Origin of the sequence: Dyadobacter jiangsuensis (genome assembly GCF_003014695.1) — a bacterium.
Taxonomy (GTDB): domain Bacteria; phylum Bacteroidota; class Bacteroidia; order Cytophagales; family Spirosomataceae; genus Dyadobacter; species Dyadobacter jiangsuensis.
Window position 1 is genome coordinate 358,166 of record NZ_PYAS01000003.1, and the last position, 24,802, is coordinate 382,967.

Below are 24,802 nucleotides of genomic sequence, written 5' to 3' on the forward strand. Positions count from 1 at the left end.
TCAAACGGGCCGGCGATTATTAACACTTAACATCTTACTCATGTCAAAATCCTTACTTTTCGTGCTTGCCGGACTTTTTGCAGGCACATTGTCTACCAGTCAGGCTCAAACAATCGAGCTGACGCCGGTTTGGGAAAGCGATACCACATTGCGGACGCCTGAAAGCGTTTTGTTTGAACCGGGTCAGAATGTCCTGTACGTGGCCTGCATCAACGGCGGCCCGAGTATGGACAACAAAAACAGCTTCATTGCCAAAGTAGGTCTGGATGGAAAGGTGATTAAATTGAAGTTTGCAGAAAACCTCAATTCAACCAAAGGCATGGGCGTGTTGGGAGATAAGCTGTATGTGACGGAAATGACGCAAGTGGCTGAAATAGACCTGGCATCAGGGAAGATTTTGAACCGCTACCCGGTAGAAGGAGCCAAGTTCCTCAACGACATTGCCATTGATACTAAAAAACGGGTGGTATACATTACAGATTCCGGCCATGGAAAAGTATGGGCGCTGAACGGCGGTAAAATGACTCTCGTGCTCGAAGGCGACCCGCTGAAAGGCACCAATGGACTGCTGTTCGAAAACAACCAGCTGCTGGTAGGTAACGGCGACGGCACCTTGTTCAGCCTGGATCCGGCGACGAAGAAACTCAGCACAATTGCTAAGGTTTCAGGCGGTATCGACGGCATCGTTGGTCTGGGTAAAAAGACATATGTAGTTACCGAATGGGCTGGAAAAGTTTGGTATGTGAAAGCCGATGGAACAACCGAGCTTAAAAGCGACACTTCGCCGCAGAAAATCAACTCGGCAGACCTCGCCTACAATCCCAAGGCCAAGGTGCTGTACATTCCCACTTTCTTCCATAATACGGTGAAGGCGGTTTCGATCAAATAGAAGGCTTTTACATTGATCAGAAGGCTGGCGGATGCCCCATTTCGGGCACCTCGCCAGCCTTCTGCTTTTATTATAATACCTCATTTAATCGAGCATGTAGCCGTCGGGTTGCGCAGGTTCAGGAGCCGGTTTGCCGACGGTTTCCAAAAGCGTCGTTTCAATCATCCTGCTCATGGCGTTCAACGGCAGGTCATTCGGCTCGGTACCGAACGGGTCTTCCAGTTCATCGGCAATCGCCTCGAATGCGACAAAAGTATAGGCAATGAAAACGGTGATGAAAGGGGTGATCCACCCCAGGCTATCGACCAGCCCGAAAGGGAGCAGAAAGCAATACAAATACACCGTGCGGTGAAGCAGCACCTGGTAAGTATAAGGAATAGGCGTGGAGGCAATCCTTTCGCAGCCTCCCACGATGTCGGAGAGTTTGTTCAGGTTTTCGTCCATCGCGACCTGGCAAATCGGGTCGATCAGATTCTTTTCCCTTGCTTGTTTTATCCAAACTCCCATTTCCCGCATTAATATGACAGGCTTGAAACGGGCATCCTGCAATGCGGCGGCAAGTTCGGCCGAAAGCCTTGCCTGAATATCCGCAGTGGCGTCGGTTTTCCGGAGCTGGTGTTTGAGGCAGTAGGTGAATGTGATGAGCATGTCAACGAAATCACCTACCTCTTTGCTCTTGGGGCCATAGCCGGTGAGCGTCAATGCCTGTCGTGCGAGCGAGCGCGTGTCGTTCAGCAAGGCGCCCCAGAGTTTTCTGCCTTCCCAAAAACGGTCGTAACTGGCATTGTTGCGGAATCCGAGAAACAGCGCCAGCGCAATTCCGAAAATCGTAAATGGCGCAGGGCTCAAAGGTATTTTATAATGGTAAAGGGTTCCATTCACGAACACGATCAGGACAGAAAGTACCAGTAACAGGAGAAGGCGCGGTACCAGCTGCGGAAGCACCGATCCGTGCCAGACAAAAAGCATCTTGAACCAATGCTGTTTTTTTCGTTGAATCATGCTGTATGCTAATTTTTCGCAATTACGGATAATTTCAGACTAAAAACGCCGCCCGGCCAACTGTAAAAGTTAGCCGGGCGGCGTTCAAGCGAAATGTGAAACGTATTACTTGCTGATTACAATCTTTCGGGCTGTCTGCAAACCGTCTTTTGTAACGATTTTGATCAGGTACATCCCGTTCGAAAGCTTGCTGAGATCGATTCCGGTTTCAGGTACCGAGCCATATTGTGCGACAATCTGCCCGCTGGTATTGGTTAGCGAAACGTGGCTGACTGCTTTCGGATCAACGCCCTGGATCAGGAGGACGCTGGAAGCCGGATTCGGATAAACCTGTACCGCGAGCCCGGTTTGTTCCCGGTTCACGCTCACTGTGCGGGAGTAGGCGAAGGTATCGTCGCGATCAACCATTTTGAGACGATAATAGCTGATTCCGGCAAGCGGCACTTCGTCGATTGCCATGTAATTGTTGAGCTCACGGCTGTCGCCTGTTGCTGCGGTTTCTGCAATCTTTTTCCAGCTTTTGGCGTCCTGGCTCCGTTCCACGTCGAAGTGGGAAGCGTTGGCTTCTTCGGCCGTTTTCCACGACAACCTAACCCGATTTTCTTCCGGAACTGCCTGGAAAGCTACCAGCGTCACCGGCAACGCACCTTCCCATGTGAGTGTATAGGTAGCAGGAGTCTCGTCGGTCAGCCCGTCGGCATCCACGTATGCATATTCAAATGAGGTATTCGAATATCCGGCGCCGGTCATTTTGATGCTGAACAACGCAGGGTTGGTAAATAACCGCTTGGTAGTTACTTCATTCTCGGTTACCAGAGATCCGTCGTAATACAATTCTCCTTTGGTAGGAAGTGAAGTGATGATAACGCCCTTTGGATTGGCATTGGTGCCCGCATTGCCCGAATAGGTACCATCTTCCGGGTCACTACCTGAAAACAGCGGAGGATTCCCGGCGGCGCCATTCAGTGAGATCACCTGATCCACAGCCGGTCTGCTGATGGCAGTGGAGTGGTTATCCGAATTCGGCGGCTGAGGGTAAATGACGGTAACCGTGGCGTCGTCTTTGTTATTTTCCTGGTTGTCGTCGTTTTCGTTGCCCTGCACTACGGCCGTATTCAGATAAGGCCCCGTCGCATTCACTTTGGCAGTAACGGTCATGGTCACGACTTCATTTTCGGCCAGGTTGCCGATCAGCCAGGTATCAGTGGCCGCATTCCAGGAGCCTTTCGAAACGCTTACATTCTCGGCTGTGTAGCCATCCGGCAAAGCATCTGTTACGATTACGCCGGTGGCGGTAATCGGGTTGCCTGCATTCTCCGGCAACGGTAAATTCGTTGCCTGGATCGTGAACGTAACGGTTTCATCCACTTTACGGGTTTCCGGAGATACCGTTTTCGTGACAGCCAGATCGATATCCGACGTGTAATTGAAGATCAGTTCGCGGACGATTTCATCGTTGTAAGCGCCTGTCCAGGTATTAATGGTATTGTTTTGGCTAAAACCATTGTCCCCGTTAGCCCACCATTTATGATCGGGTCCCAATACGCCCGTCACATTCACGGGTACGCTTCTCGGGCTCATTGTGCTGGTACCGGGGATATTAGCCCGTGCAATGTCCGAATCGTCCCAGTAAAGTTTGTCGTTGATCGGATCGGTACCCGACCGGAGCGGCCGCACGTGTTTGATGGTGATACCCAGGCTTTGCTCCATATCGTAGATCGGGAAATGCACCGGGTAGAACAGCAGCGAGGATACAAAGTGAATCGCAGTACCGGTTGGCACGTCGGCGCCGGTGTTGTCTTTGCCGTTCCAATACATCTGGTAAGTGCCAGCGGCATTATATTCATTGGAGATGATCACATCTTTCCCGTCGTAATACCCGTTGCCGTTGAGGTCGATCAGGATGTCGACAATGGAAGGGTTATCGATTACGACAGTGAAGGAGGCCTGACCCGCGGCCGGAGTGGAACCCGGTCTTCTCGAAAACACGGCCTGGAAATCAGCGATCGGCAGAGGCGGCGAGGGCCATACACTCGCATCCGGATTGCGCAGGAATAACGGGAAATGTGCATTCGAGGAAGAGCCGTTCATAGAGCGGCGGTTTTGTTCGAATGTCAGGTTGTTCTTGGGACCATTGAGGTTGGCAAAAAATATGGCGTAACCCGAGCTGCTGCTGCCGAAATTGGCATACTTCACATAGAAATCGTTAGCTGGCGTATAGGTATTGTCGATCGGGATGTAGAAACCGAAGCCGGCGGGCGAAGAAGTGGAGCTGGATGAACCGGCCGTGTTGGGCAGGTCGTTCACAATACTCCAGTATTTGCAGTAAAGACGGCCGTCCTGCCGGGTGTAGTTGCCTGCTGATCCCGATGCCACTGTCACATCCCAATAGTTGAATTCCAGGTTGCTGGATTCGATTTCAACCCAGAAAGCCCTGTCGGCACCGGTAGTGTTTTTAAATGAATAGGCGGTGTAACCGCTTCCTGTAACCTGAGAAGGCCCGGCGGTAGCCGCAGCCGCATTGGATGGCCGGCCCGTGGCACCGCCAGAGCCCTGGCTGATGTCCTGATCGTGTACCTGAACGCGGTTCGGGGAGGTAGTGGCCGTCGGGTAATATCCCGTCGAAGTAGCGTCGTAATACCAGTTGAAATGCACGGTGCTGCTACCCGACGACGTTCTGAAACCATAAAAAACGGTTTCATTTGCCTTAACCCATACGTACATACGGTGTGCGGGGTTGTACGACCCCGTGTTGGAGGGGAGCATCATAAAACCCCTGGTCTGGTAGCCCGTATTGCCTCCGCCGGAATTGGATGTGGAAGGGACAAACAGGTTGGCCTGCCGGTTGTCGGTAACGCCCCAGGCGCCCGATCCTTCCCCGTGTGCTTGATGCAGGCCGGAGAGTGCGGCTACGGCGAGCATGATCAGGCCTGGCAGCGTCGACCATCGCCTGGCAAAATGTTTTGTGAAATGTTTAAACGTAGATTCTATTCGCATAGCTGTTTATGAGGGTATTTTGATTGTGGAAATACAAAGCAATGTCAGCCGGGAGCTAGCTCGCGGAGGTCCTTTTTCTGATCATTTACCTGGGTGCTTTTAGGGATCGGGCCGCAGTGTCTGGATACTACTACAAGCCGTTGATCTCCTTCGAATAACTGCGGTGGGTCTTTGTGAAGGGCGTTTTTGGCGCCCTAAGTGTCCCGCATTTTACTTCGCAAGTATAGCCGTTTCAGCCCGGCGTATTTTGTTTTTTGGGGTGACAACGGGAATTTCATGGGTGTAACACCGGCTTCGTGGGGGGAGGATTTTGGCCGATCAAATGCTTTCGAGGGGTTCTGAATTTTTACTACAAAACCTTGTCAGGAACGAGCTAAGGGCCTTTTACAGAATTTACGACCGACTTTTGCGAGGTGGTTCGTGGCGAAGTAGGCGGATTGCCCGGCATGCCTGTAAAAATAGATAACTGCCCCAGAGATGGCAAAAAGGCCGATGGCAAATGCCTCCGGCCTTTCTAAAATTTGACACCAATTATAAGTTTTTAGCCATTCATCAGAATGTATACCGGGCGCCGATCTGCATCTGGCAGCGTGAAGCAAGCGGGTCGATCGAATAGGGTTTGCCCGGTCTGGTCCAGGTGAACGTCGGATCTCCCGTGGTCGGGTTGGTGGCCCGGGCGAGCCCCACGGAAGCTGTGGAATTGAATGTGTTCGGTGAAAAATATACGTACCCCAGTTTCTTATCCATCAGGTTCAGGAAGTTGAGGATATCGTAGGTGATCTGGATCGATTGCGCTCCTTTGAGCCTGAATTCATGCATGAAACGCAGATCGACCGTATTGTTCCAGGGCGTGCGGCCGCCATTGCGTTCGGTAAAAGTGCCTTTCCGCGTTTTGAGATAAGAATCCGAATCCACAAAGGCCATAAAATCAGCAGCCTGCGTGCCGGTCGGGATCAGCTTTTGTGCTTCGGCGAGGTCCTTTGGAATGTAAGCGAGGCTGTTGGCCTGTCCGGTTCCGTCGATGGTCGTGTTCACGTATCCCCACGAATACGGTGTGCCCGATTGCAATGCGTAGAAGAGCGTCACGGTGGTCGCGTTTTTCGGATTCCAGTTGGCGCGGTAGTTAACGCTTCCCACAATGCGGTTACGTATATCGAAGTTCGAATAGGCCGGTTTCGGGTCGTTCGGGCTGAGCGACTGGTTCAGCTGCCAGTTGGATTCCATCGAGTTGCGGATACCATTCGTAATGTCGTACGACTTGCCGTAGGTATATGCCGCCGAGAAACCGAAGCCCATCGGGAATGCCTTCTGTACCTGCGCCGTAAGGCTGTAACGATGTCCCTGGTTGGTATTCGAGAGCATGTATGCGTTGGCAAAATTGTTATCGATCCGCTGCGCGCCCGCCGAGCCGTTGGCCGCTACATAAATAGGTTGCTGATGCTGCGTGTCGTAGCTGTAATAGCGGACCACGTCTTTGGTATTCACCTGCTGGAATTTCAGGTCCTGGATTACCTTGGTATACAATCCTTCCAATGTAAACTTGTAGCCATCCACTGTGTAATCCACCGCCAGGTTGCTGCGGAACATTTGCGGCATTTTGAAATTGTTGTCGATCAAATCCACCTGGGTGCGTTTCACGCCTCCGTTGGCCGGATTGTTGTTGATCAGCACACCGCCATTCGGTACCAGCGGGTCGCCCACGAGCTTGGTCGCAGCGGTTGCATTGTTGTTGAAATCATAAGCGCCGTATCCCACGCCATTGTTATAGAATGCATAACCCAGCCATGCGAAAGGAATGCGTCCGGTAAAGAGCCCGGTTCCGCCGCGGATGATGACGCTCTTATCGCCCTTCACATCGTATTTAAAGCCGAGGCGTGGTGATACCTGCACGTTGTTCAGGTATTTGTTATGGATTTGACTAAGCGGCGTGTAACTGTAAGTAGTCCCGTAGCCCGGGTCGGTGGCAGCGGCATTCACCAGCGGGCTCAATGCAGGCTTTTTAGGCAATCCCGAATAGTCGAGCCGGATACCCGGCGTGATTTTAAAACGACTGCTCAGCTCAATATCGTCCTGGATGTAGGCGCTCAGCAGGTTCACGTTGAAGTGCGCATACGGATTGTTGAACTGGTTGTCCAGGTTGTTGGTCGGGTCGTCGAAGGGATAGGAACCACGTACGCGGTTGGGGAGCGACTTGCCGTCGGGCGTGCCGTTGCCGAGGAACTGGTCAAGATTGCTGTAAGAGATCCGCCCGTTCGGGGAATTTACGAAACCGTAGTCGATCGTGTAGAACTCGTTATGAGTGCCGACAGTGAAGGTGTTTTTGCCTACATAAAAAGTGAAGTTGTCGGTCAGCTCGAACGTCTTCTGTTTCAGGTTAAAAACGGATGCCTCGCGGTCATTACCCAGAAAAATGGTACCGCCATTGTAGCCGATCTCGACTTGCGGAAACGTGCGAACATTGGCCAGCGTATTGCGGTAGTCGTGAATGACGGAATACCCGGCGATCAGGCTGTTGGAGGAGCGGCCGCCAAACTGGCTTTTCAACTCCGCAACCGTGCTGCTCTGGTTGTTATGCTGCTTGAAATCGATGCTTCCGAAGCGGAAGTTCTGCGAGTCGCGTTCGAGGTTGGTCGCTTCCGAGAATACGGTATTGTTGCGAAGCGAAAGCTGATGTTTCGCATTGATATTCCAGTCGATGCGGTTGAAGAACTTCGTGCTTTTGGAATAGATGGAATAGTTGCCGTACGAACCCGCATCAAGGCCATAATTGGTTTTGACAAAATCGCTGATTTTCTCCGCCACGCTCGCATCCTTGATGAGCGAGGAAGCCGTACCAGCCTGGAACTGAACCGGGTCCTGGCGACGCGTCACTTCCTCATTGGTGAAGAAGAACAGCTTATCCTTGATGAGCGGCAATCCCACACGCGCGCCGGTCTGGTATTCGTAAAATGTGCTGGGCAATTTTTCCTTCGCGTCCGAAGCGCCATTCCATTTGGTAACGAGTGCCGCATTCCGGCCGAAACCGTACACCGAGCCCGTCACTTTGTTGGTGCCGCTCCGGGTAACCGCATTCACCGAGCCCCCCAAAAAGTTACCCAGGCGCACATCGAACGGCGCAACGGCCACCTGAATATCCTGGATCGCATCGAGGCTGACCGGATTGGTGCGCGTACTCGACCCCGGCTGGCCGGTCGTACCCGTAGAACCGCCCAATGACGGGCTGAACCCGATGGCGTCGTTGTTGACGGCCCCGTCGACGGTCACGTTGTTGTAGCGGAAGTTGGTACCGGCGAAGGAATTGCTGTTGTTCACTTGCGGGGAGGTACGGGTAATGTCCGTCATACTCCTGGAAATGGTCGGTAGCCGGCGGATAGTCTCCGCATTGATATTGGAGCCGGCCCCTTCGCGTTCCCCGCCGCGATCGACCTTCACGGTCACTTCGTTAAGCGTCTGACTTTCATCCTTCATCGACACATTCAGGCTGGTGGTTTCGCCTAGTTGGAGGACAATGTCTGAGAGGGTAGTGGTTTGAAATCCGATATAGGTAACGTCAATCCGGTAAGGCCCGCCCGCGTTCATGCTGTTGATGCGGTAACGCCCGTCGGGCTCGGTAACGGTAGCATACTTGGTGCCGGTGGGCAGGTAGGTGGCTTGCACCGTGGCGCCGATCAGGGCTTCATTTTTAGTATCGCTGACGATCCCGCTGATCCCGCTGGTCGTGATCTGGGCAGAAGCCGCCGAAGCGAAGAGGAGGCATGTAAAAAGTAAAGAAACAAAATGCTTCATAACATGTAACTAGCTAATTTGTACGGAACAAAACTTCCGTAAATATCACCAGCGCATGTTACGCCAATATTACGCGAACGCCCCTCGGAAAAGTCTTAATCACCTTTTAATTCGATTTAAATGGATTTTTAATGCAAATCGGGGCAATGGGCTGTGTCGGAGTCCTACTAGGAAAGCCGCTCAATAATTGTTTCCAACCAGTGTTCATGATTGGACTTTTTGAAGACAATATCCCTGCACTGATTGAATTTCATAAATGCTTTCAGGGCCCGGGCGAATCGATCAATCGTAGCCTCGTCGAGCTCGACCGGTTCAAAATGCAGGTTGTGTACGATCAATACTTTTTGCTTGCGGTCGGCCTTGGCGTCCATTCTTGCGATGAAGGTTTCGCCTGCGAGGACCGGCAGTGAAAAATAACCGTATTGCCGCTTCGGCGCGGGTACGAAGCATTCGATCTGGTAATCGAAATGGAAGAAGTCTTTCAGGCGGTGGCGAAAGACATTCAGTATATCAAATGGAGAAAGGATGAAAACGTCGCCGGATATTTCGGGATGCATTTCCTGGTCGGGCAGCATGTAGAGGGGGCCTTTCAGATCTTCGACGATCACGGTCGTTATTTCGCCGGAGCGGGCCATATGCTCCAATTCCTTTTTGACCAGATTCCCTTTCACATAGCGGGCGCGCCACGCGATTTCTTTCGCGTAGGCAATACCCAATGCACCCAATGTGCGCCGGATTACGAAACGGGCGTATTCAACATCACTGGGCATGGTGAGGTCGGTTTCCCGCGGCACGGTGTTAACCGGCAGGACATACACTTTCTGGAAGCTCTTCGTCCGGCCGATCATCAGTTCGCCGTCGAGGTAAAGCCTTTCGAGCGCCACTTTGGCCGGTCGCCAGTCCCACCAGCCGGTGCTCGCCTCCACGCGGTCGTTTTCAAAATCACCAACCATGAGCGACTCCTCCCGTTCAGCCCGGTCGAGTACCTCTTTCATCAGATTGATTTCGGCCGGGGTAAGCGGCGGGCGCTGTGTTTTGAAAGCCTTTTTTACCGGCAATGAAAACCGGAAATCGTGCATGGGAAGGTAGCCCGCGTCGGAAGCGAAATACTCGAAAACACTGCCATCCTCACAAAGTTGGCCCAGCCATTCGGTCTGATAGTCGGGAATGCGGGCCGCCATGACGTGATGGTGGGCGCGCTCCACGACGTAATTCGTATCCAGCTGTACAAAACCCAGGTGGTCGATCAGCTGGTAAACCGCCTCGATCCCTGTCCCGAACTGCGATCTGCGGGCGAGTCCGGCGGCATGAAGGATGATTTTTCTGGCTTGCGTTTTGGTAAGGGTAACAGGTTCCATGTTTGTTGCTTTCGATTTGAAAAGTATCCGAAAGTACAAAATAGCACCGTTCGATGGGGTTGTTTCAGTATTTGAAACTGATTTCGGATTCGTCGTCCGGTTGCACAAGTCCGGGGTAATGAACCGTGACTTTCATGCGCTGTAACTTCTTCTCCTTCACCTGAAATTCCTGCGTCGTAATCCGATCCGCTTTGAATACGCCGTTCTTATCCGGTATTTCATAGGTAATGAGCAAAGGCAGACGGCCCTTCATGGCGTGGAGTACGGGGAAATTGAAAACGGCATAGTTAGGGTTGCTGAAATCCTCGATAAAGAGCCAGGGGTCATGGTCGAACTCGGGCGAAAAGCCTTTGATGTGCGTCAGGGTCTGGTAGCCATCGGATTGTTCTGCCCGGATGCGCACCAATTCACCAGCTTTGTCATACTCGTAATGGTGTACAATGTCCATGCGCGTGCCTGCGGGTGTGATCTGGTAACGTTCCAGTTTACGAACGACACCCTCATCGTCGTAGAGGAACACCAGCTTCTGCGAATTGTCGTACGGACCCGCATTTTTCTTCATCATCCGCATGGTTTTGAGCCTGCCTTGATCGTCGAATTCATACAATTTCTTTGATATGGAGCCGTCCACATTAATCTCCGAGAGCGTTTTGCCCTCATATTTGTGCGTTTTCAGCTCGGTCTGGCCCCGGGAGCCTTTGTAGCTGATTTGATGGATGCTACTGTCGGTATTGTAATTGACGGCCGCTTTGTATTCGAAAGTCTCCCAATCTATTTCCCGGATCAACTGGCGGGTTGGCTGTGCGGTTTCATTCGGAATCGGGTCGGGTACCGGAGCTTTGTCCTTCGAACAGGCGGTGAAGAAAAGGAATGTTGCCCACAAAATGGCGGTGAGCGCGCGGTTGTGCACGGTTTTCATGGCTGATAAAAGTTGGAATGGAATATGAAACGGGCGGGGGATGCGCGGCGAATGCCCTTGAAAGCAGCGGCAAGTTTACCGGTTTGCGGCAGAGGCACCAACTTCCGGCGACAGACAGCGCGTTTACGCAGACAAACAGCCGGGCAGAGCCAGAGTGCTCGTGCACACACTTTGTTGAAATAAAAAATGGAAAAATTTCCTGATTAAGATGAACTTCTATAAGTTCGCCGCTATGGACCGCCAAAGCTTCGCCGAAGCGCTACAAACCAGGCCTGTTTTACCCTTAACCGAAATTTGTTGATCATGGAATCGAGCAATACATCGCGCCGCAACTTCATCAGGCAGAGCAGCCTTCTTACGACCCTGCTCTTCGCCAAACCGATACTGGGGAAATCGGGTGCGTGGAGGCGGGCCGGCTATCCGGTACATAATATCCCGGTGAATAAGGCGCTGGATACGGCCTGGGTCAAATCATTGTACCTGAGGGGAGAACCGGCTACCTACCTGAAAACCAGGAACGAACTGGCGTTTATCGGGATGCCGGTAGGAGGGCTGCACGCGGGGACGGTTTACATGGGCGGGGACGGCAGGCTTTGGCTTTGGCAGATTTACAATGAGTCGGAGGAAGGCAAGAATGAGGGGATCGATCCCAAAACGGTTTTGTGGGAGGACGGTACCACCACCCGGAAAATCCGTTCGCGTGATGGCGCAAGCTATGTGGAACCCGCCATTGCAGAAAACAAACGGCGGCTCGATCAGGGGTTCGCGTTACGCATCACATTTCGCGGGCGTACGATCGTGAAAGAGCTCAATGAGAAGGACTGGGACGAGGTGCGCTTTGAGGCAAAATACCCGGTGGCGACGGTGAAATATAGATCCTGGTCACTGCCGGTGGAGGTGACGCTGAGGGGGTATTCCCCTTTTGTTCCCCTGGATGCGGAGCGGTCGTCGCTGCCTGCCACCATACTCCGCGTATCTGTTCAAAACAAATCGGAAGAGCCCATGCAGATTTCGGTGCTGGGCTGGATGGAGAATGCGGCTGGCAAAGTTTCGGCCAAGGAAGGCAGCGGCACCAAAGTTAATGCAGCTAAAAGGCACCAGAACCGGACCGAACTGTATTATGAGCTGTTACCCAAAGACGAGCCGTTCAAACAGGCTACTGATTTCGGAACCACCGCGCTGGCGGTCATGAATGCAAATGCGAAGCCGCTGGCAGGCTATTCGTCCTGGCCGGTGGATAGCGCCTCATTTGACCTTCCGGATAAGGAGAGCAGCCAAACCGATGCGTTGGAAAAAGCGACGGGTGCATTGGTGGTGACCAGCAATTTGAAGCCGCACGCCGTCTTGCAGGAGGATTTTATCATTGCCTGGCATTTCAATAATCCCAATCCGAAATTGCGCGAACTGGTGAAGGACGCTCAGGGAGGATATTATTACGGAAAGCGTTTCAGGAATGCCGGTGAAGTGGCAGGTTATGTGGCCGAAAATTTCAAATCCCTGACGCGGGACACCGAGCTGTGGCACCAGACCTGGAATGACACTTCGTTGCCCCATTGGTTTATGGAGCGGACCTTCGTGAACATTGGTACACTGGCTACTGCAAATACCTACCGTTTCGCCTCCGGGCGTTTCTGGGGGTGGGAAGGCGTGGGCGCATGCGCAGGGACGTGTACGCACGTCTACCAGTACGCCCAGGCAGTCGCGAGGATATTTCCCGAACTCGAACGCCGTTTACGTGCCGAGGTGGATTTGGGAGCAGGGTTTGTGAAAGGTACAGGCGCCATTATTTTTCGCGCTGAAAACGAGAATCGTCCTGCTATCGACGGGCAGGCTGGCACCATACTGCGATTTTACAGGGAACATCAGATGTCGCCCGACGCTACTTTCCTCTCACAGAACTGGCAGGGAATCAGAAAGGCAGTGGAATTCATGCTCGCGCAGGATAAAAACGGCGACGGCATGACCGATACCCCTATGGAAAACACGCTGGACGCTGTTTGGGAAGGCGAAATAGCCTGGATCGTCGGGCTGTGTGTTGCGGCGGCGCGGGCGGCTCAGGCCATGGCGGAGGAAGTGGGGGATACGGAACTGGCAAAGGTATGCAGCGAATATGTATCCAAAGGAAGGGCCAATATGGAGCAGCATCTTTTTAATGGAGAGTATTTCATTCACCGGCCGGACGCCGTTCAGGGGCGGAAGAAGCTGGGCTCCTATAACACCTGCCACATCGACCAGGTGTACGGCCAGAGCTGGGCACATCAGGTAGGATTACCGCGCGTTCTGGATGAAGGCAAGACTTTGTCCGCGCTCAAAGCCCTGTGGAAGTACAATTTTACGCCGGATGTAGGTCCTTACATTAAAACACACCTGGGCGGCCGACCATACGCAGTGGCAGGCGAAGGCGGCATGGTGATGAACACCAACCCGCTGAACGAGGAAAAGCCGTTCGGCGAAAACGTAACCTGGCAGCTGGGCTACTTCCATGAATGCATGAGTGGTTTCGAGCATCAGGTAGCGGCGCATATGATGGCCGAGGGAATGGTGGAGGAAGCGCTTATCCTGACGCGCTTTATCCACGACCGGTATCACGGCGCCAGACGTAACCCGTACAACGAGATCGAATGCAGCGATCACTATGCAAGGGCTATGGCGAGCTACGGTACCTTCATTACAGCCTGCGGTTTTGAATACCACGGTCCCAAGGGAGAGATACAATTCGCTCCGAAGTGGAATAAAGAAAACTTCAAAGCGCCATTCACCGTTGCCGAAGGCTGGGGCACTTATTCGCAGAAGCTGACGGCTAACAAGCAGGAACACAGGCTGGCGCTGAAATATGGTTCACTGCGGTTGCAGCAATGCCGGTTCGAGATGGCGGGCAAGCGAAACCCGTCTTCCATTACAGTCATGTTGGGAGAGCAAAAGGTGCCCGCGATATTTGAGCTGCAAGGCGGAATGGCCAGCATCCGTTTCAGCAGCGCGCTCACTTTTAGAGAGGGACAGCAGCTGTCGGTTGTATTGGGCTAGCACCAGCGGATATGGAAGCCCCGCCATGTAAATGCGGTGGAGAGGTGTTGCGTATAAATATATACGTTAGTATTGATGCATGCATTTTTCGGCAGAACTCGTCTGCCGGCGCGTAACGCGTACGTACCGACGTGTGAAAGGTTTTTGCATATTATTTATTTTTTTTGCAATTAAACAAAGATGGTTTTGGAGGAATTTTCTTTTATTTGCCAAAAAACATCACATCACTTATCCAACGGAACTCAACCGGGATGTCTATTTTTACCAGAGTTGAATCAGATTCCAGCAGTGAGCTGCATATCTGGCATCGTTTCAAGCAAGGGGATATGCAGGCTTTCCAGGCACTGTATCAGCGTCATGTCAAAAGTCTGACCAGCTATGGCTACCGTCTGACGCCCGACAGGCAGCTGTTGGAGGATGCCATCCACGACCTTTTCATTGACTTGTGGAGGCGGAGAGAGCACCTGACCGAAGCGGAGAATGCCAAATTTTACCTCTTCCGGGCATTGCGAAACCGGCTTTTGCGCAATGGCAGAAACGATGTTTTTGAGCAGGCCGAGGATATCGATGGCTTCCTGGACTACCTCGTTGCGCTTTCTACCGAGCAGCAGCATATCGACTCCGAGGAGATCCACGCACGCACCCAGCGCGTGCGCAGCGCGGTCGAAAGCCTTTCCGACAGGCAGAAAGAAGTGATTAACCTGCGTTTTTACCACGCAATGAGCCTGGATGAGATTTCCGAATTAATGGGACTGTCCAAGCAGGGCGTGAGCAATCTGCTCTATAAATCTTATGCGGTGCTGCGCACAAAGCTCAGCAAACTGACGATCCTGTCGCTGCTGGTGCCGTTTGGCGGGCTGCCCGGGTGGCTTCCGTAAAATGAATCTGAGAAAAAAATGCCGGAAGATAGGTTAGTTTTCTGCCATTGTTGTACCTGTTAGTTGTGCGCGTACCATTTATCCCTGACCATGAATGATGAAAGTTTAAATATCGAGGATCTTTTGGAGAATGACTCCTTCATCAGCTGGGTGCTGGAAGACAAGGACGCATCGCGGTGGGAAGAATTTCTCCGGTTGAATCCGGAGAAGCGGGAAGTGGTGGAAAAAGCCTCGAAAATAGTTCTGGAACTGCGTCAGGCCGAACGGGAAGTGGTTCCTGCTATTGATGAGCACAAACTTTGGCAAAGGATCGAGTCGTCGGCGGAGAAGCGGGAAGAGCCGGTCAGGCCAAAGTCGGGCCGGAAAATGTTTGTTACGTTACTGGCGGCTGCCTGCGTAGCGGTAGTGGCGGCATTTGCCATTTTCCAGGCCATGCATTCCGACCATAAACGCGTTACATATAAGGAGCTGCTTACTCATGCAAAGGTGGAGAATCAACTGCTCGAAAAACAGAACCAGGGGCAGGCGCCGATGGAGGTCCGGCTGGAAGATGGAACGGTCATTACACTCGGTAAAAACAGCAGACTGAGTTATCCGGCTCATTTTCAAAAGCATAAACGTGAGGTTTTCCTGAGCGGGGAAGCATTCTTTGATGTGACAAAGGATCCCAACCGCCCATTCCTGGTTTATGCCAACGAGACTGTAACCAAGGTGCTGGGGACGAGCTTCGAGATCAAGGCATTTGAAAATAGTCAGGCCGTGACTGTGCATGTCCGGACGGGCCGGGTGTCGGTGTACAAGCAAAGCCGGATCCAGATGGACGACCCGGAGACGACCGGGCTGCTCCTGTTGCCTAATCAGCAAGGGACATTCAACCGCGACAGCGAAACGCTCGTAAAAAACCTCGTGCCCGAGCCGTTGCCCATCGAGCCGATTACCGACACGAAAAAGTTTCGCTTCGACGAAGTTCCGGTTACAGAGGTATTGGCTGAAATTGAAAAGATGTACGGCGTGCAGATCGTCTGTGATCATGAGCTGCTGGCCAAATGCATTATCTCTACTACGGTCCGTAACGAATCGTTGTATGACAATCTGGACGTGATCTGCCGCACGATAGGCGGCAGTTACAAGGAAATCGATGCTCAGATCGTGGTCGATTCTAAAGGCTGCTTTTGATGAAATAAGGCCCTCACTAAATCAGTAATCGGCTGAGAGCGTGGTTTGAGGGATTATTGATAAAAAATCGAAAAATAATTTAATAGGGGAGGTTAGTTTTTGCCGAGTCCTGTACCTGTATAGATAGAGCGGCCGGATGTTTTTCCCGAGCCGGCCATTTTTGCAAACCATGTTCTATTGCCAACGCCGGCAATCCGGCACGGGATACCTATGTCTTTTTTTTCGCAATGGCCTCATTGTGATCATCACCTAACTTAATGTACCCATGGAAAACAAACATGCTACCTGAGGAGAGAATGCGCGACCGGCAGCGACCGGACGCCCCGGCAGACCCGGATGTTTATTCAACAAATGAAAATCAAAACAGGTATGGGCATTTTTACGAATGAAAAAAGGGTTTTTCAGCTCCTGTGTATGACAGCGAAACAACTTTTAATGGCCGTGTTGGCAACCGGGCTGAGTTACGCGTCCCCGACGTATTCACAGGAATTACTTAAACAGCGTATATCAATAAGCGTTAAGAATGCATCGCTCAAAACGGTCCTGAAAAATATCGAAGAGCAGGGCGACCTTTCCTTCTCCTATCAAAAGCAGGTGGTCGCTTCCGAGGAGAAAATCAGCCTGGAAGCCAGGAATGAACTGCTGGAAGACCTTCTGAAACGCGTGCTATCGCCGAGGAATATCAGCTACCAGGTGGTGAAGAGCAATCAGATTATCCTTTCCAAAACACCTGAGGAAGGAAAGGGGCCCGCCGGCGCATTGCCCGGGACTGTGGTTGAACCGTTAATGGAACGGCAGGTCGCCGGAAAAATCACGGACGAAAAAGGGGAAGGGCTGCCGGGGGTGAGCGTTGTATTGAAAGGGACGCAAAAAGGGACTACTTCGGAGGCAGACGGTACCTACCGGTTGGCTATACCGGACAACGATGCGGTGCTGATCTTTTCCTTTGTGGGCTATGTGTCCGATGAGCGGCAGGTAGGCGCGCAGTCGATCATGAATGTGGTGCTCAAAGTGGACAACAAGGCCCTGGAAGAGGTAGTTGTAACTGCTTACGGGCAAAAGCAGCGCAAGGAGGCGGTGGTAGGGGCCGTGACAACGATCCGTCCGGGTGAATTGAAAATCCCGGCGAGTAACCTCACAACGGCCATTGCGGGGCGGCTCTCGGGGGTGATCGGCTACCAGCGCAGCGGTGAACCGGGCGTGGATAATGCCACATTTTTTATTCGTGGGATCACCACTTTCGGGTATAACAATTCGCCGCTGATATTGGTGGATAACGTGGAGCTTACGGTAACCGACCTGGCAAGGCTGCAACCCGACGATATCGAAAGCTTCTCGATCCTGAAAGACGCGAGCGCTACGGCCTTGTACGGCGCACGCGGCGCGAACGGGGTAGTGTATGTGACTACCAAGCAGGGGCGTGCGGGCAAGGCGAAGATCAACTTTCGGATGGAAAACTCCGTTTCGATGCCGACCCAAAACGTGGAGCTGGCCGACCCGATCACACACATGAAATTGTACAACGAGGCGCAGCTGACCCGCGACCCGCTCGCAGCCATCAAATACCCGCAAAACCAGATCGAAAACACGGGTAAAGGCAACAATCCCTACATTTATCCATCGACCGACTGGCGTGATGTGCTCTTTAAAAAATACACGCAGAACCGCCGCGCGAACCTGAGCGTGTCCGGCGGGGGTGAGGTGGCGCAGTACTACGTAGCCACGTCGTTCAGCAATGATAATGGTATGCTGAAAGTGGATAAGATGAACAACTTCAACAACAATGTTAAGCTGAACAGCTACTCGGTCCGGTCCAATGTCAACATCAATCTCAGCCCGCAGACGCAGCTGATAGTGCGGTTGTACGGGAATTTTGATGACTACAACGGCCCGATCGACGGCGGCTCAGGCATTTACCAGAAAGCGCTGAAAACCAGTCCGACCTCTTACCCGGCCTATTATGCACCCGACAAAGCCAACGAGGCCACGGACCATATTCTTTTCGGGAATTTTGACCTCGGCCAATACCTCAATCCCTATGCCGACATGGTGAAAGGGTACAAGCAGTATTCAAGATCCAAAATGCTTACGCAGCTGGAATTGGCCCAGAAACTCGACTTCGTGACCAAAGGGCTCAGCGTGCGTGGCCTGGCGAATATCAACCGGTCGTCGTATTTCGATGTCACAAGGGCTTATAACCCCTATTTTTACCACGCAGCATCGTACGACAAACAAACCGATACTTACACGCTCAACTGGCTGAACCAGCAGACTAGCAATGAGTTTTTCAACGAGCCGGCCACCGAATACCTCAACTACAAACCCGGTGCCAAAAATCTGGAAAGTTTCCTCTACTTGCAGGGAACGTTGGATTACTCGCGGGTTTTCAGGGAAGTACATTCATTGAATGCGACGGTCGTAACCACCTTGCAGCAGATCCTGAAAGACAATTCGAGCGTGGGGCAGGTGCAATCGTTGCAGCAGTCGCTTCCGAGCAGGAACACCGGGGTATCTGGGCGGTTGTCCTACTCGTTCGACAACCGGTATTTTGCCGAGTTCAACTTTGGCTATAACGGATCGGAGCGGTTTCACAAGAGCAAGCAATTCGGATTTTTCCCAACGATCGGCGGGGCTTGGGTGATTTCTAACGAAGGCTTCTGGAAACCGATGGAGCGCATTGTGAACAAGCTGAAAGTCCGCAGCTCGTACGGTTTGGTGGGGAACGACGCCATCGGCAGGCCCGATCAGCGCTTTTTCTTCCTTTCGGAGGTGAACCTGAACAACTCGCAGAGAGGTTCTTCTTTCGGTTTCAATTCCAGTTATACCCGGAATGGCGTGTCGATCAGCCGGTATGAGAACAAGGACATTACCTGGGAAACATCCTACCAGACAAACCTCGGACTGGAATTCTCGATCCTGCAAAAACTGAATGTGATTGCGGAAATCTACAAACAGCGGCGCTCCAATATCCTGATGGAAAGAGCTTCGATCCCGAGCACAATGGGGTTGGCGGTGACGCCGTCGGCTAATGTGGGGGAGGCGAAATCGAAGGGTTTTGACCTGGCGGTGGATTTCAACCAGAACTTCAAAAACGGGGCCTGGCTGGTGGCAAGAGGTAACCTCACGATGGCCCGCTCGGTTTTCTCCATCTTCGAGGAGCCGGATTACAAAGACCGTTACTTGTCCCGGGTAGGCCAGTCGATCAGCCAGCCCCGCGGTCTGATTGCCGAACGGCTCTTTATCGATGAAAATGATGTGAAGAATTCGCCCCGCCAGAACTTCGGGGTATATGGTGCCGGGGACATTAAGTACCGCGATGTTAACCGCGACGGACAGATCACTACCGCAGATTTCGTGGCGATAGGCCATCCCGAAACCCCTGAGATTACCTACGGATTCGGCTTATCCGCCGGGCGCGGGCAGTTCGATCTCTCGGTATTTTTCCAGGGCCTGGGGCGGGAATCGTTTTTCATCAATCCCGTCGCTTCCGCTCCCTTTATCGACTACAACAAGGACAACAACGGGGATAATGAGCTTTTTCCGGCCAATCTGATCGGTGAGAATGCATTGCTGAAAGCATTTGCGGACAGCCATTGGTCGGAAGAGAACCGAAATATCTACGCCGTCTGGCCGAGGATGTCGACGGTCGAAAACCAGAACAATTCCCAGCGGAGCACCTGGTTCATGCGCGACGGTTCCTTTATCCGCCTGAAAACCCTCGAAGCGGGTTACACGGTGAAAGGCCGCGTGCTGGAAAACCTGAAAGTGACCAATTTCAGGATCTATTTCAACGGGACGAATTTGTTGACTTTCAGCAAGTTCAAGCTGTGGGATCCTGAAATGGGCGGGAATGGCCTTGGTTACCCGGTCCAGAAAGTCTTCAACATCGGTTTGAATATGAATTTCTAAGCTTCATACTATGAAATTACTGTACACCAGTTTTTGTATTACCGCCCTGCTCGTACTGACTACCGCGGGCTGCCGGAAGTATCTCGATATTGTCCCGGACAACGTGGCGACGATCGACAATGCATTCAAAATGCGTGCGGATGCGGAAAAGTATCTTTTTACCTGCTACAACAACCTTCCGCAGTTCGGCAACGAGGGCGCTGATCCCGGCTTTCTGACCGGCGACGAATTTGCGACGGTCTATCCCGTGTTGGGGAATATTAATGGTAGTCTTTACCGGATTGCCCGGGGAGAGCAGAACATCGTGTCGCCGATTGCCAATTACTGGGACGGCAAGTATTTCCAGGCACTCCGCGAATGCAATATCTTCCTGGAAAACATCGACAAGGTCCGCGACCTCACCGATTTTGAAAAGAAAAGATGGGTGGCGGAAGTGAAATTCCTGAAAGCCTATTACCATTACACGCTCGTGAGGATGTATGGCCCGATCCCGATCATCAAAAACAACCTGCCGATTTCGGCGTCGGCAGAGCAGGTGAAGGTCAAAAGGCAGCATGTCGATTCCGTCTTCAATTATACAGTAAGCCTGATCGACGAAGCGGCTGCGGATCTTCCGGTTATTCTGCCCAACGAGTTTTCGGAACTGGGCAGGATTACGAAACCTATTGCATTGGCTATTAAAGCCGAGATATTGACCACCGCGGCCAGCCCGCTTTACAACGGCAACCAGAACTACGCCAATTTCAGAAATAAGGACAACGAGGCGTTGTTCAGCAGCACGGTAAGCCCTGCGAAATGGGAGCGTGCGGCCCAGGCTTGCCGGGAGGCGATTACCGCTTGCGAGGCCAACGGGCACCGGCTTTACGAATTCGTGCCCCGCTCGGTAACCACCAAGGTTTCGGATTCGACACAGCGCCTGATGTCCATCCGCGCGGCGGTCACCGACAAATGGAACGTCGAACTTATTTGGGGAGCTTCCAATTCGACGGGTGGCGGCGGCCGGGGTTTTCAGTCGCTGTCGCAGGCGCGGCTAAGCCCATTCACCGGTACGATCCCCAATGAAAGCATTGGTTCGATGCTCGCCCCGCCGCTGCATATCGCCGAGATGTTTTACAGCCACAACGGCGTGCCGATAGAAGAGGACAAAACCTACCCGTACGGCACCCGCTTTACCGCATTGCGAAAAGCACTGAAAAGCGAACGGTATTACATTAAGCAAGGCTACACGACCGTCCAGCTCAATTTCGACCGCGAGCCCCGGTTTTATGCAGACCTCGGTTTCGATGGCGGAATATGGTTCGGGCAGGGCAAAAACGACGATGATAATACCTGGGTATTGGAAGGGAAGCTAGGACAAACCGGCGGCAGACAGGGCGCTTCCTTGTACTCCGTGACCGGCTACTGGCCGAAAAAACTCGCCAATTATAACAATACCATCAACGACCCGGCGCAGCAATACAACGTGGAAGGCTATCCGTTCCCGATCATGCGGCTCGCGGACCTGTACCTGTTGTATGCGGAGGCGCTGAACGAATCGAACGGGCCTTCGGCGGAAGTGTATGGCTGGATCGATAAGGTACGGGCCAGGGCGGGTTTGAAAGGGGTGGTGGAATCGTGGACGAAACACTCCAGTAAGCCCTCCAAATTCAGCAGCAAGGAGGGTTTGCGTGAAATTATCCAGCGGGAACGGCTCATCGAGCTGGTGTTTGAGGGAAAACGTTTCTGGGACCTGCGCAGATGGCGGGTTGCCGAAAACTACCTCCAAAGGTCGGTGAACGGCTGGGATATTGCCCAGCGCGAGGCGATCAACTACTACCGGGTGAAGCCGATTTACATGAGCAGTTTCAGCCTGAAAGACTATTTCTGGCCGATCTCCGAAAATTCCCTGATTGTTAACCCGAACCTTGTTCAAAATCCAGGCTGGTAAATGCTGCTGTCTATGAAAAAGATCCAGATATTATTCTCTCTTGTATGGCTATCGGCATGGATTTGCTCCTGCGCCGACACAGACCAGATCCGCAAGCCCCTGGGCGCGGATGGGACAAAGCCCGGCGTGGTGACTAACACTTCGGTAGTCAATTTTGCCGGTGGTGCGACGATCTCCTACTCGCTCCCCGCTGACGAAGACCTGCAATATGTTGTCGCCGAATACGCCATCAACAATGCCACCAGGCAGCTCAGCGAGGCAAAGGCTTCGCATTATACCAACAAGTTGACGGTGGAGGGGTTCTCTGCCGCCGGCGACTACGAGGTAAAGTTGTATTCGGTAGACAAAAGCGACAACAAATCGGAACCGGTGATCGTGAAAATTGCACCACAGGCTCCGCCTATCCAAACCGTTTTCAATTCGCTGCAACTGGGCGTCGATTTTGGAGGGTTGAACGTCGCATTCAATAACCCTTCGGAGGCCAAGCTGGCAATAGTGGTCATTACCCCCGACAATAATGGTGATTTCGTTCCGACCGAGACTTTGTATACGCAAATGAAGGGAGGCTCATTTGCCGCCAGGGGATTTGATACCCTCAGCAGGAAATTCGGCGTGTATGTGCGCGATCGCTGGAACAATTATTCCGACACCGTTTACAAGGAAGTAAAGCCATTTTTTGAAAAGAAACTGGATAAAACCAAGTTCCGGGAATACGTGCTGCCAACCGACGAAGAAAGCGGGTACGGCTGGCGAATACCCTTCCTTTGGGATGATCTGATGACAGAGCCGGGCTTCCATACCATCCCGCTTTCCGACCGGGATATGCCGATCCACTTCACTTTCGACCTTGGAACGGCAGCCAAGCTAAGCCGGTTCCGGCTGTGGCAGCGGCAGGGAGATTGGTTCTACAAACACGGTAATCCACGTAAATGGACCATGTGGGGCAGCGAAAAAGCACCCAATCCAGACGGCAGTTTCACGGGCTGGACGAAGCTGATGGACTGCGAGTCGATCAAACCGTCGGGGAGCCCTTATGGCGTGAACACCGGCGAGGATATCGCCTACATGACGGCCGGAGAGGAATTTGTATTCCCGCTGTCGGCCCCGAAGGTCCGCTACATCCGGATGCAGATCCACCAGAACTGGTCCGATACCAAGTTTGTCCATTTTACCGAGCTCACTTTCTGGGGGGATACCAAATAATTCTAAACTGACATTTTATGGTTATCAAATATAAAATCACTGGATTGCTGCTGATTGTTTGCGCGCTGGCGTCGTGTACAGACTGGGACGATTTTAAGAAATATCAGGCTGGCGGAGAGATTGTATACCCCGGGCGCGGCGATACCGTGCTGATAGCGTCGGGAAGAAACCGAACGCAGCTGCTATGGGTCCTGAGCGCCGATCCGCGCGTGACGGCCTACAAATTGTACTGGAACAACAAGGCCGACTCCATGGAAGCGGCTGTACCGTCGGACCTGATCGGCGACACGGTGAGAATCATGATCAATCCGTTGCCGGAAGGATCGTACAATTTTGAAATGTATTCGCTGGATGCGAAGGGGAACCGTTCGGTGCCGCTGCGTTTCAACGGCAGAACATTTGGCGCAAACTACGAGAATGGACTGCTGAACCGCACCATCAGCGTGGCGTCTTACGATTCGACGCTCAAAATGTTGAAGGTCAGCTGGAATACCCCTGATACGGTGAATGTAAATACAGAGCTTAAATACACATCAACAGACTCAAAGACCAAATCACTGCTGGTAGGCCCGGAAGTACAGGAAAGTAAAATTCCCGACTGGAAGCCCGGTACGATCCTGAACTACCGCTCATCATTTAAGCCGGATCGAAAAGCGATCGACATCTTTACCGTTACCCGGTACGATACGATGTCGGTGAAGAAACCGGAATGAGCGGTCGTTCGCGGCCCATCTGTGATTTGCAAAAGAGCGCCCCGACGGGCGCTCTTTTGTTGCGGGTCAATCAAATCTGCGACGGACTGTTACAGCAAAAACCGGTGGTCCTGCGCAAATTGCGCGAAGCTAACAGGATTCTTACGGGTAATGCGGGCGACCGCATCGGACACAGCCGCGGCTTCCCCGCGTGCGTAATGCGCATAGTCTTCGATCAGCCCGCCTGCCTGCCATTCGGGGAATCCTGCGCCGAGGAGCGCCTGCTCCATCTCGGCGGGAGAAACGTCGATGAAGCTGACGGGTTTATCCAGGACATTCGACAGGATTTCTGCGAGTTCATAATGGCTGAGCGCCTCGGGACCGGTGATGTCGTAGATTTGATCTTCATGTCCGGGTTCGGTTAGGGCGGCCACGGCAATGGCCGCAATATCCCGCACATCGACCAGGCTCACCCGCGCGTTGCCGACAGCGGCGAAAAACTGGCCGCTGTATTTGATCTGCTCTTTAAATGCAAGCAGCCCCTGCATGTATAAATTGGGCCGCAGAAAAGTGTACCGGAAACCCAGCTCCCTGATCCGGTTTTCAACTCTGGCATGGTAGCGCAGGAAGCGTACGGGCGACGATTCGTGGGCTGCGAATTGCGATAATTTGACAATGTGCGGCACGCCCGCCCTGTGTGCGGCTTCGGCGAAACCGATCTGTAACGATTCTGCCTGTTCCGACGAATTGGTCAAAAGAAAGGCCTTTTCAATGCCGTGCAGGGCATATTCAAAAGTGACCAGGTCGGCCAGGTCGCCTACGATGGCTTCTGCATTGGGCAGCTTGCTCAGTTGCTCGGCTTGGGCAGGAGTGCGCACCAGCGCTTTGAAACCGATATTCAGCGATGTGAGTTGTTGAACGAGTTGGGATCCTACTGCGCCTGTTGCGCCTGTCAGAAAAATACGGGTCTGTTTCATGCTGTTTTGCTTTTTGTACAGCACAAAATTCATAGATCCCGCATCGCCAAAATTGTAAGAAAACG

Annotated in this window: 14 protein-coding genes; 8 read left to right on the forward strand and 6 right to left on the reverse strand. The window is 52.6% G+C overall.

The annotated features are described in order from the left end of the window. Positions 1–40: 40 nt before the first annotated feature. On the forward strand, positions 41–889 hold the full coding sequence (locus CLV60_RS07460) for a YncE family protein (RefSeq protein ID WP_106594743.1): 849 nt from the start codon (positions 41–43) through the stop codon (positions 887–889). Between the two features lie 84 nt (positions 890–973). On the opposite strand, the gene CLV60_RS07465 is transcribed toward CLV60_RS07460, so the two are convergent. From CLV60_RS07465 to CLV60_RS07485, 5 genes are all read right to left on the reverse strand, one after another. Then, the gene (locus tag CLV60_RS07465) at positions 974–1,891 is read right to left on the reverse strand and encodes a bestrophin family protein (RefSeq protein ID WP_106594744.1); all 918 of its coding nucleotides are present in this window, start codon (positions 1,889–1,891) and stop codon (positions 974–976) included. A 105-nt stretch (positions 1,892–1,996) separates the two neighbouring features. Continuing rightward, positions 1,997–4,888 (reverse strand): T9SS type A sorting domain-containing protein, encoded by a 2,892-nt coding sequence (locus CLV60_RS07470; RefSeq protein ID WP_106594745.1) that lies wholly within the window; start codon positions 4,886–4,888, stop codon positions 1,997–1,999. 552 nt (positions 4,889–5,440) lie between these two features. Next, positions 5,441–8,674: a TonB-dependent receptor gene (locus CLV60_RS07475; protein WP_106594746.1), complete on the reverse strand. Its 3,234-nt coding sequence runs from the start codon at positions 8,672–8,674 to the stop codon at positions 5,441–5,443. Between the two features lie 167 nt (positions 8,675–8,841). After that, on the reverse strand, positions 8,842–10,032 hold the full coding sequence (locus CLV60_RS07480) for a winged helix-turn-helix domain-containing protein (RefSeq protein ID WP_106594747.1): 1,191 nt from the start codon (positions 10,030–10,032) through the stop codon (positions 8,842–8,844). A gap of 64 nt (positions 10,033–10,096) precedes the next feature. Beyond that, entirely contained in the window at positions 10,097–10,951 is an 855-nt protein-coding gene (locus CLV60_RS07485; protein ID WP_106594748.1) for a hypothetical protein, read from the reverse strand. Between the two features lie 303 nt (positions 10,952–11,254). Between CLV60_RS07485 and CLV60_RS07490 the strand changes: the two genes are divergently transcribed. The 7 genes from CLV60_RS07490 to CLV60_RS07520 all read left to right on the forward strand — a co-directional run bounded on the left by CLV60_RS07490 (position 11,255) and on the right by CLV60_RS07520 (position 23,781). Beyond that, on the forward strand, positions 11,255–13,975 hold the full coding sequence (locus tag CLV60_RS07490) for a GH116 family glycosyl hydrolase (protein ID WP_106594749.1): 2,721 nt from the start codon (positions 11,255–11,257) through the stop codon (positions 13,973–13,975). Between the two features lie 251 nt (positions 13,976–14,226). Then, on the forward strand, positions 14,227–14,853 hold the full coding sequence (locus CLV60_RS07495) for an RNA polymerase sigma factor (RefSeq protein WP_106594750.1): 627 nt from the start codon (positions 14,227–14,229) through the stop codon (positions 14,851–14,853). 90 nt (positions 14,854–14,943) lie between these two features. After that, complete coding sequence (locus tag CLV60_RS07500) at positions 14,944–16,029, forward strand: FecR family protein (protein ID WP_106594751.1); 1,086 nt, start codon at positions 14,944–14,946, stop codon at positions 16,027–16,029. A 351-nt stretch (positions 16,030–16,380) separates the two neighbouring features. After that, the gene (locus CLV60_RS07505) at positions 16,381–19,938 is read left to right on the forward strand and encodes a SusC/RagA family TonB-linked outer membrane protein (RefSeq protein WP_211302209.1); all 3,558 of its coding nucleotides are present in this window, start codon (positions 16,381–16,383) and stop codon (positions 19,936–19,938) included. Between the two features lie 10 nt (positions 19,939–19,948). Continuing rightward, positions 19,949–21,865: a RagB/SusD family nutrient uptake outer membrane protein gene (locus CLV60_RS07510; RefSeq protein ID WP_106594752.1), complete on the forward strand. Its 1,917-nt coding sequence runs from the start codon at positions 19,949–19,951 to the stop codon at positions 21,863–21,865. Positions 21,866–21,877: 12 nt separating this feature from the next. Further along, positions 21,878–23,068: a DUF5000 domain-containing lipoprotein gene (locus tag CLV60_RS07515; RefSeq protein WP_170118729.1), complete on the forward strand. Its 1,191-nt coding sequence runs from the start codon at positions 21,878–21,880 to the stop codon at positions 23,066–23,068. A 17-nt stretch (positions 23,069–23,085) separates the two neighbouring features. Next, positions 23,086–23,781 carry a DUF4998 domain-containing protein gene (locus CLV60_RS07520; RefSeq protein ID WP_106594754.1) on the forward strand — a complete coding sequence of 232 codons (696 nt, stop codon included), beginning with the start codon at positions 23,086–23,088 and terminating at the stop codon, positions 23,779–23,781. An 89-nt stretch (positions 23,782–23,870) separates the two neighbouring features. Here the strand turns inward: CLV60_RS07520 and CLV60_RS07525 are convergent, their stop codons facing one another. After that, positions 23,871–24,737 carry an SDR family oxidoreductase gene (locus CLV60_RS07525; RefSeq protein ID WP_106594958.1) on the reverse strand — a complete coding sequence of 289 codons (867 nt, stop codon included), beginning with the start codon at positions 24,735–24,737 and terminating at the stop codon, positions 23,871–23,873. Positions 24,738–24,802 lie beyond the last annotated feature (65 nt).

Bases quoted from the DNA above. Each gene is read 5' to 3' on its own strand.
- CLV60_RS07460 (WP_106594743.1), top strand. From the start codon at position 41: ATGTCAAAATCCTTACTTTTCGTGCTTGCCGGACTTTTTGCAGGCACA.
- CLV60_RS07465 (WP_106594744.1), bottom strand. From the start codon at position 1,891: ATGATTCAACGAAAAAAACAGCATTGGTTCAAGATGCTTTTTGTCTGG.
- CLV60_RS07470 (WP_106594745.1), bottom strand. From the start codon at position 4,888: ATGCGAATAGAATCTACGTTTAAACATTTCACAAAACATTTTGCCAGG.
- CLV60_RS07475 (WP_106594746.1), bottom strand. From the start codon at position 8,674: ATGAAGCATTTTGTTTCTTTACTTTTTACATGCCTCCTCTTCGCTTCG.
- CLV60_RS07480 (WP_106594747.1), bottom strand. From the start codon at position 10,032: ATGGAACCTGTTACCCTTACCAAAACGCAAGCCAGAAAAATCATCCTT.
- CLV60_RS07485 (WP_106594748.1), bottom strand. From the start codon at position 10,951: ATGAAAACCGTGCACAACCGCGCGCTCACCGCCATTTTGTGGGCAACA.
- CLV60_RS07490 (WP_106594749.1), top strand. From the start codon at position 11,255: ATGGAATCGAGCAATACATCGCGCCGCAACTTCATCAGGCAGAGCAGC.
- CLV60_RS07495 (WP_106594750.1), top strand. From the start codon at position 14,227: ATGTCTATTTTTACCAGAGTTGAATCAGATTCCAGCAGTGAGCTGCAT.
- CLV60_RS07500 (WP_106594751.1), top strand. From the start codon at position 14,944: ATGAATGATGAAAGTTTAAATATCGAGGATCTTTTGGAGAATGACTCC.
- CLV60_RS07505 (WP_211302209.1), top strand. From the start codon at position 16,381: ATGAAAATCAAAACAGGTATGGGCATTTTTACGAATGAAAAAAGGGTT.
- CLV60_RS07510 (WP_106594752.1), top strand. From the start codon at position 19,949: ATGAAATTACTGTACACCAGTTTTTGTATTACCGCCCTGCTCGTACTG.
- CLV60_RS07515 (WP_170118729.1), top strand. From the start codon at position 21,878: ATGAAAAAGATCCAGATATTATTCTCTCTTGTATGGCTATCGGCATGG.
- CLV60_RS07520 (WP_106594754.1), top strand. From the start codon at position 23,086: ATGGTTATCAAATATAAAATCACTGGATTGCTGCTGATTGTTTGCGCG.
- CLV60_RS07525 (WP_106594958.1), bottom strand. From the start codon at position 24,737: ATGAAACAGACCCGTATTTTTCTGACAGGCGCAACAGGCGCAGTAGGA.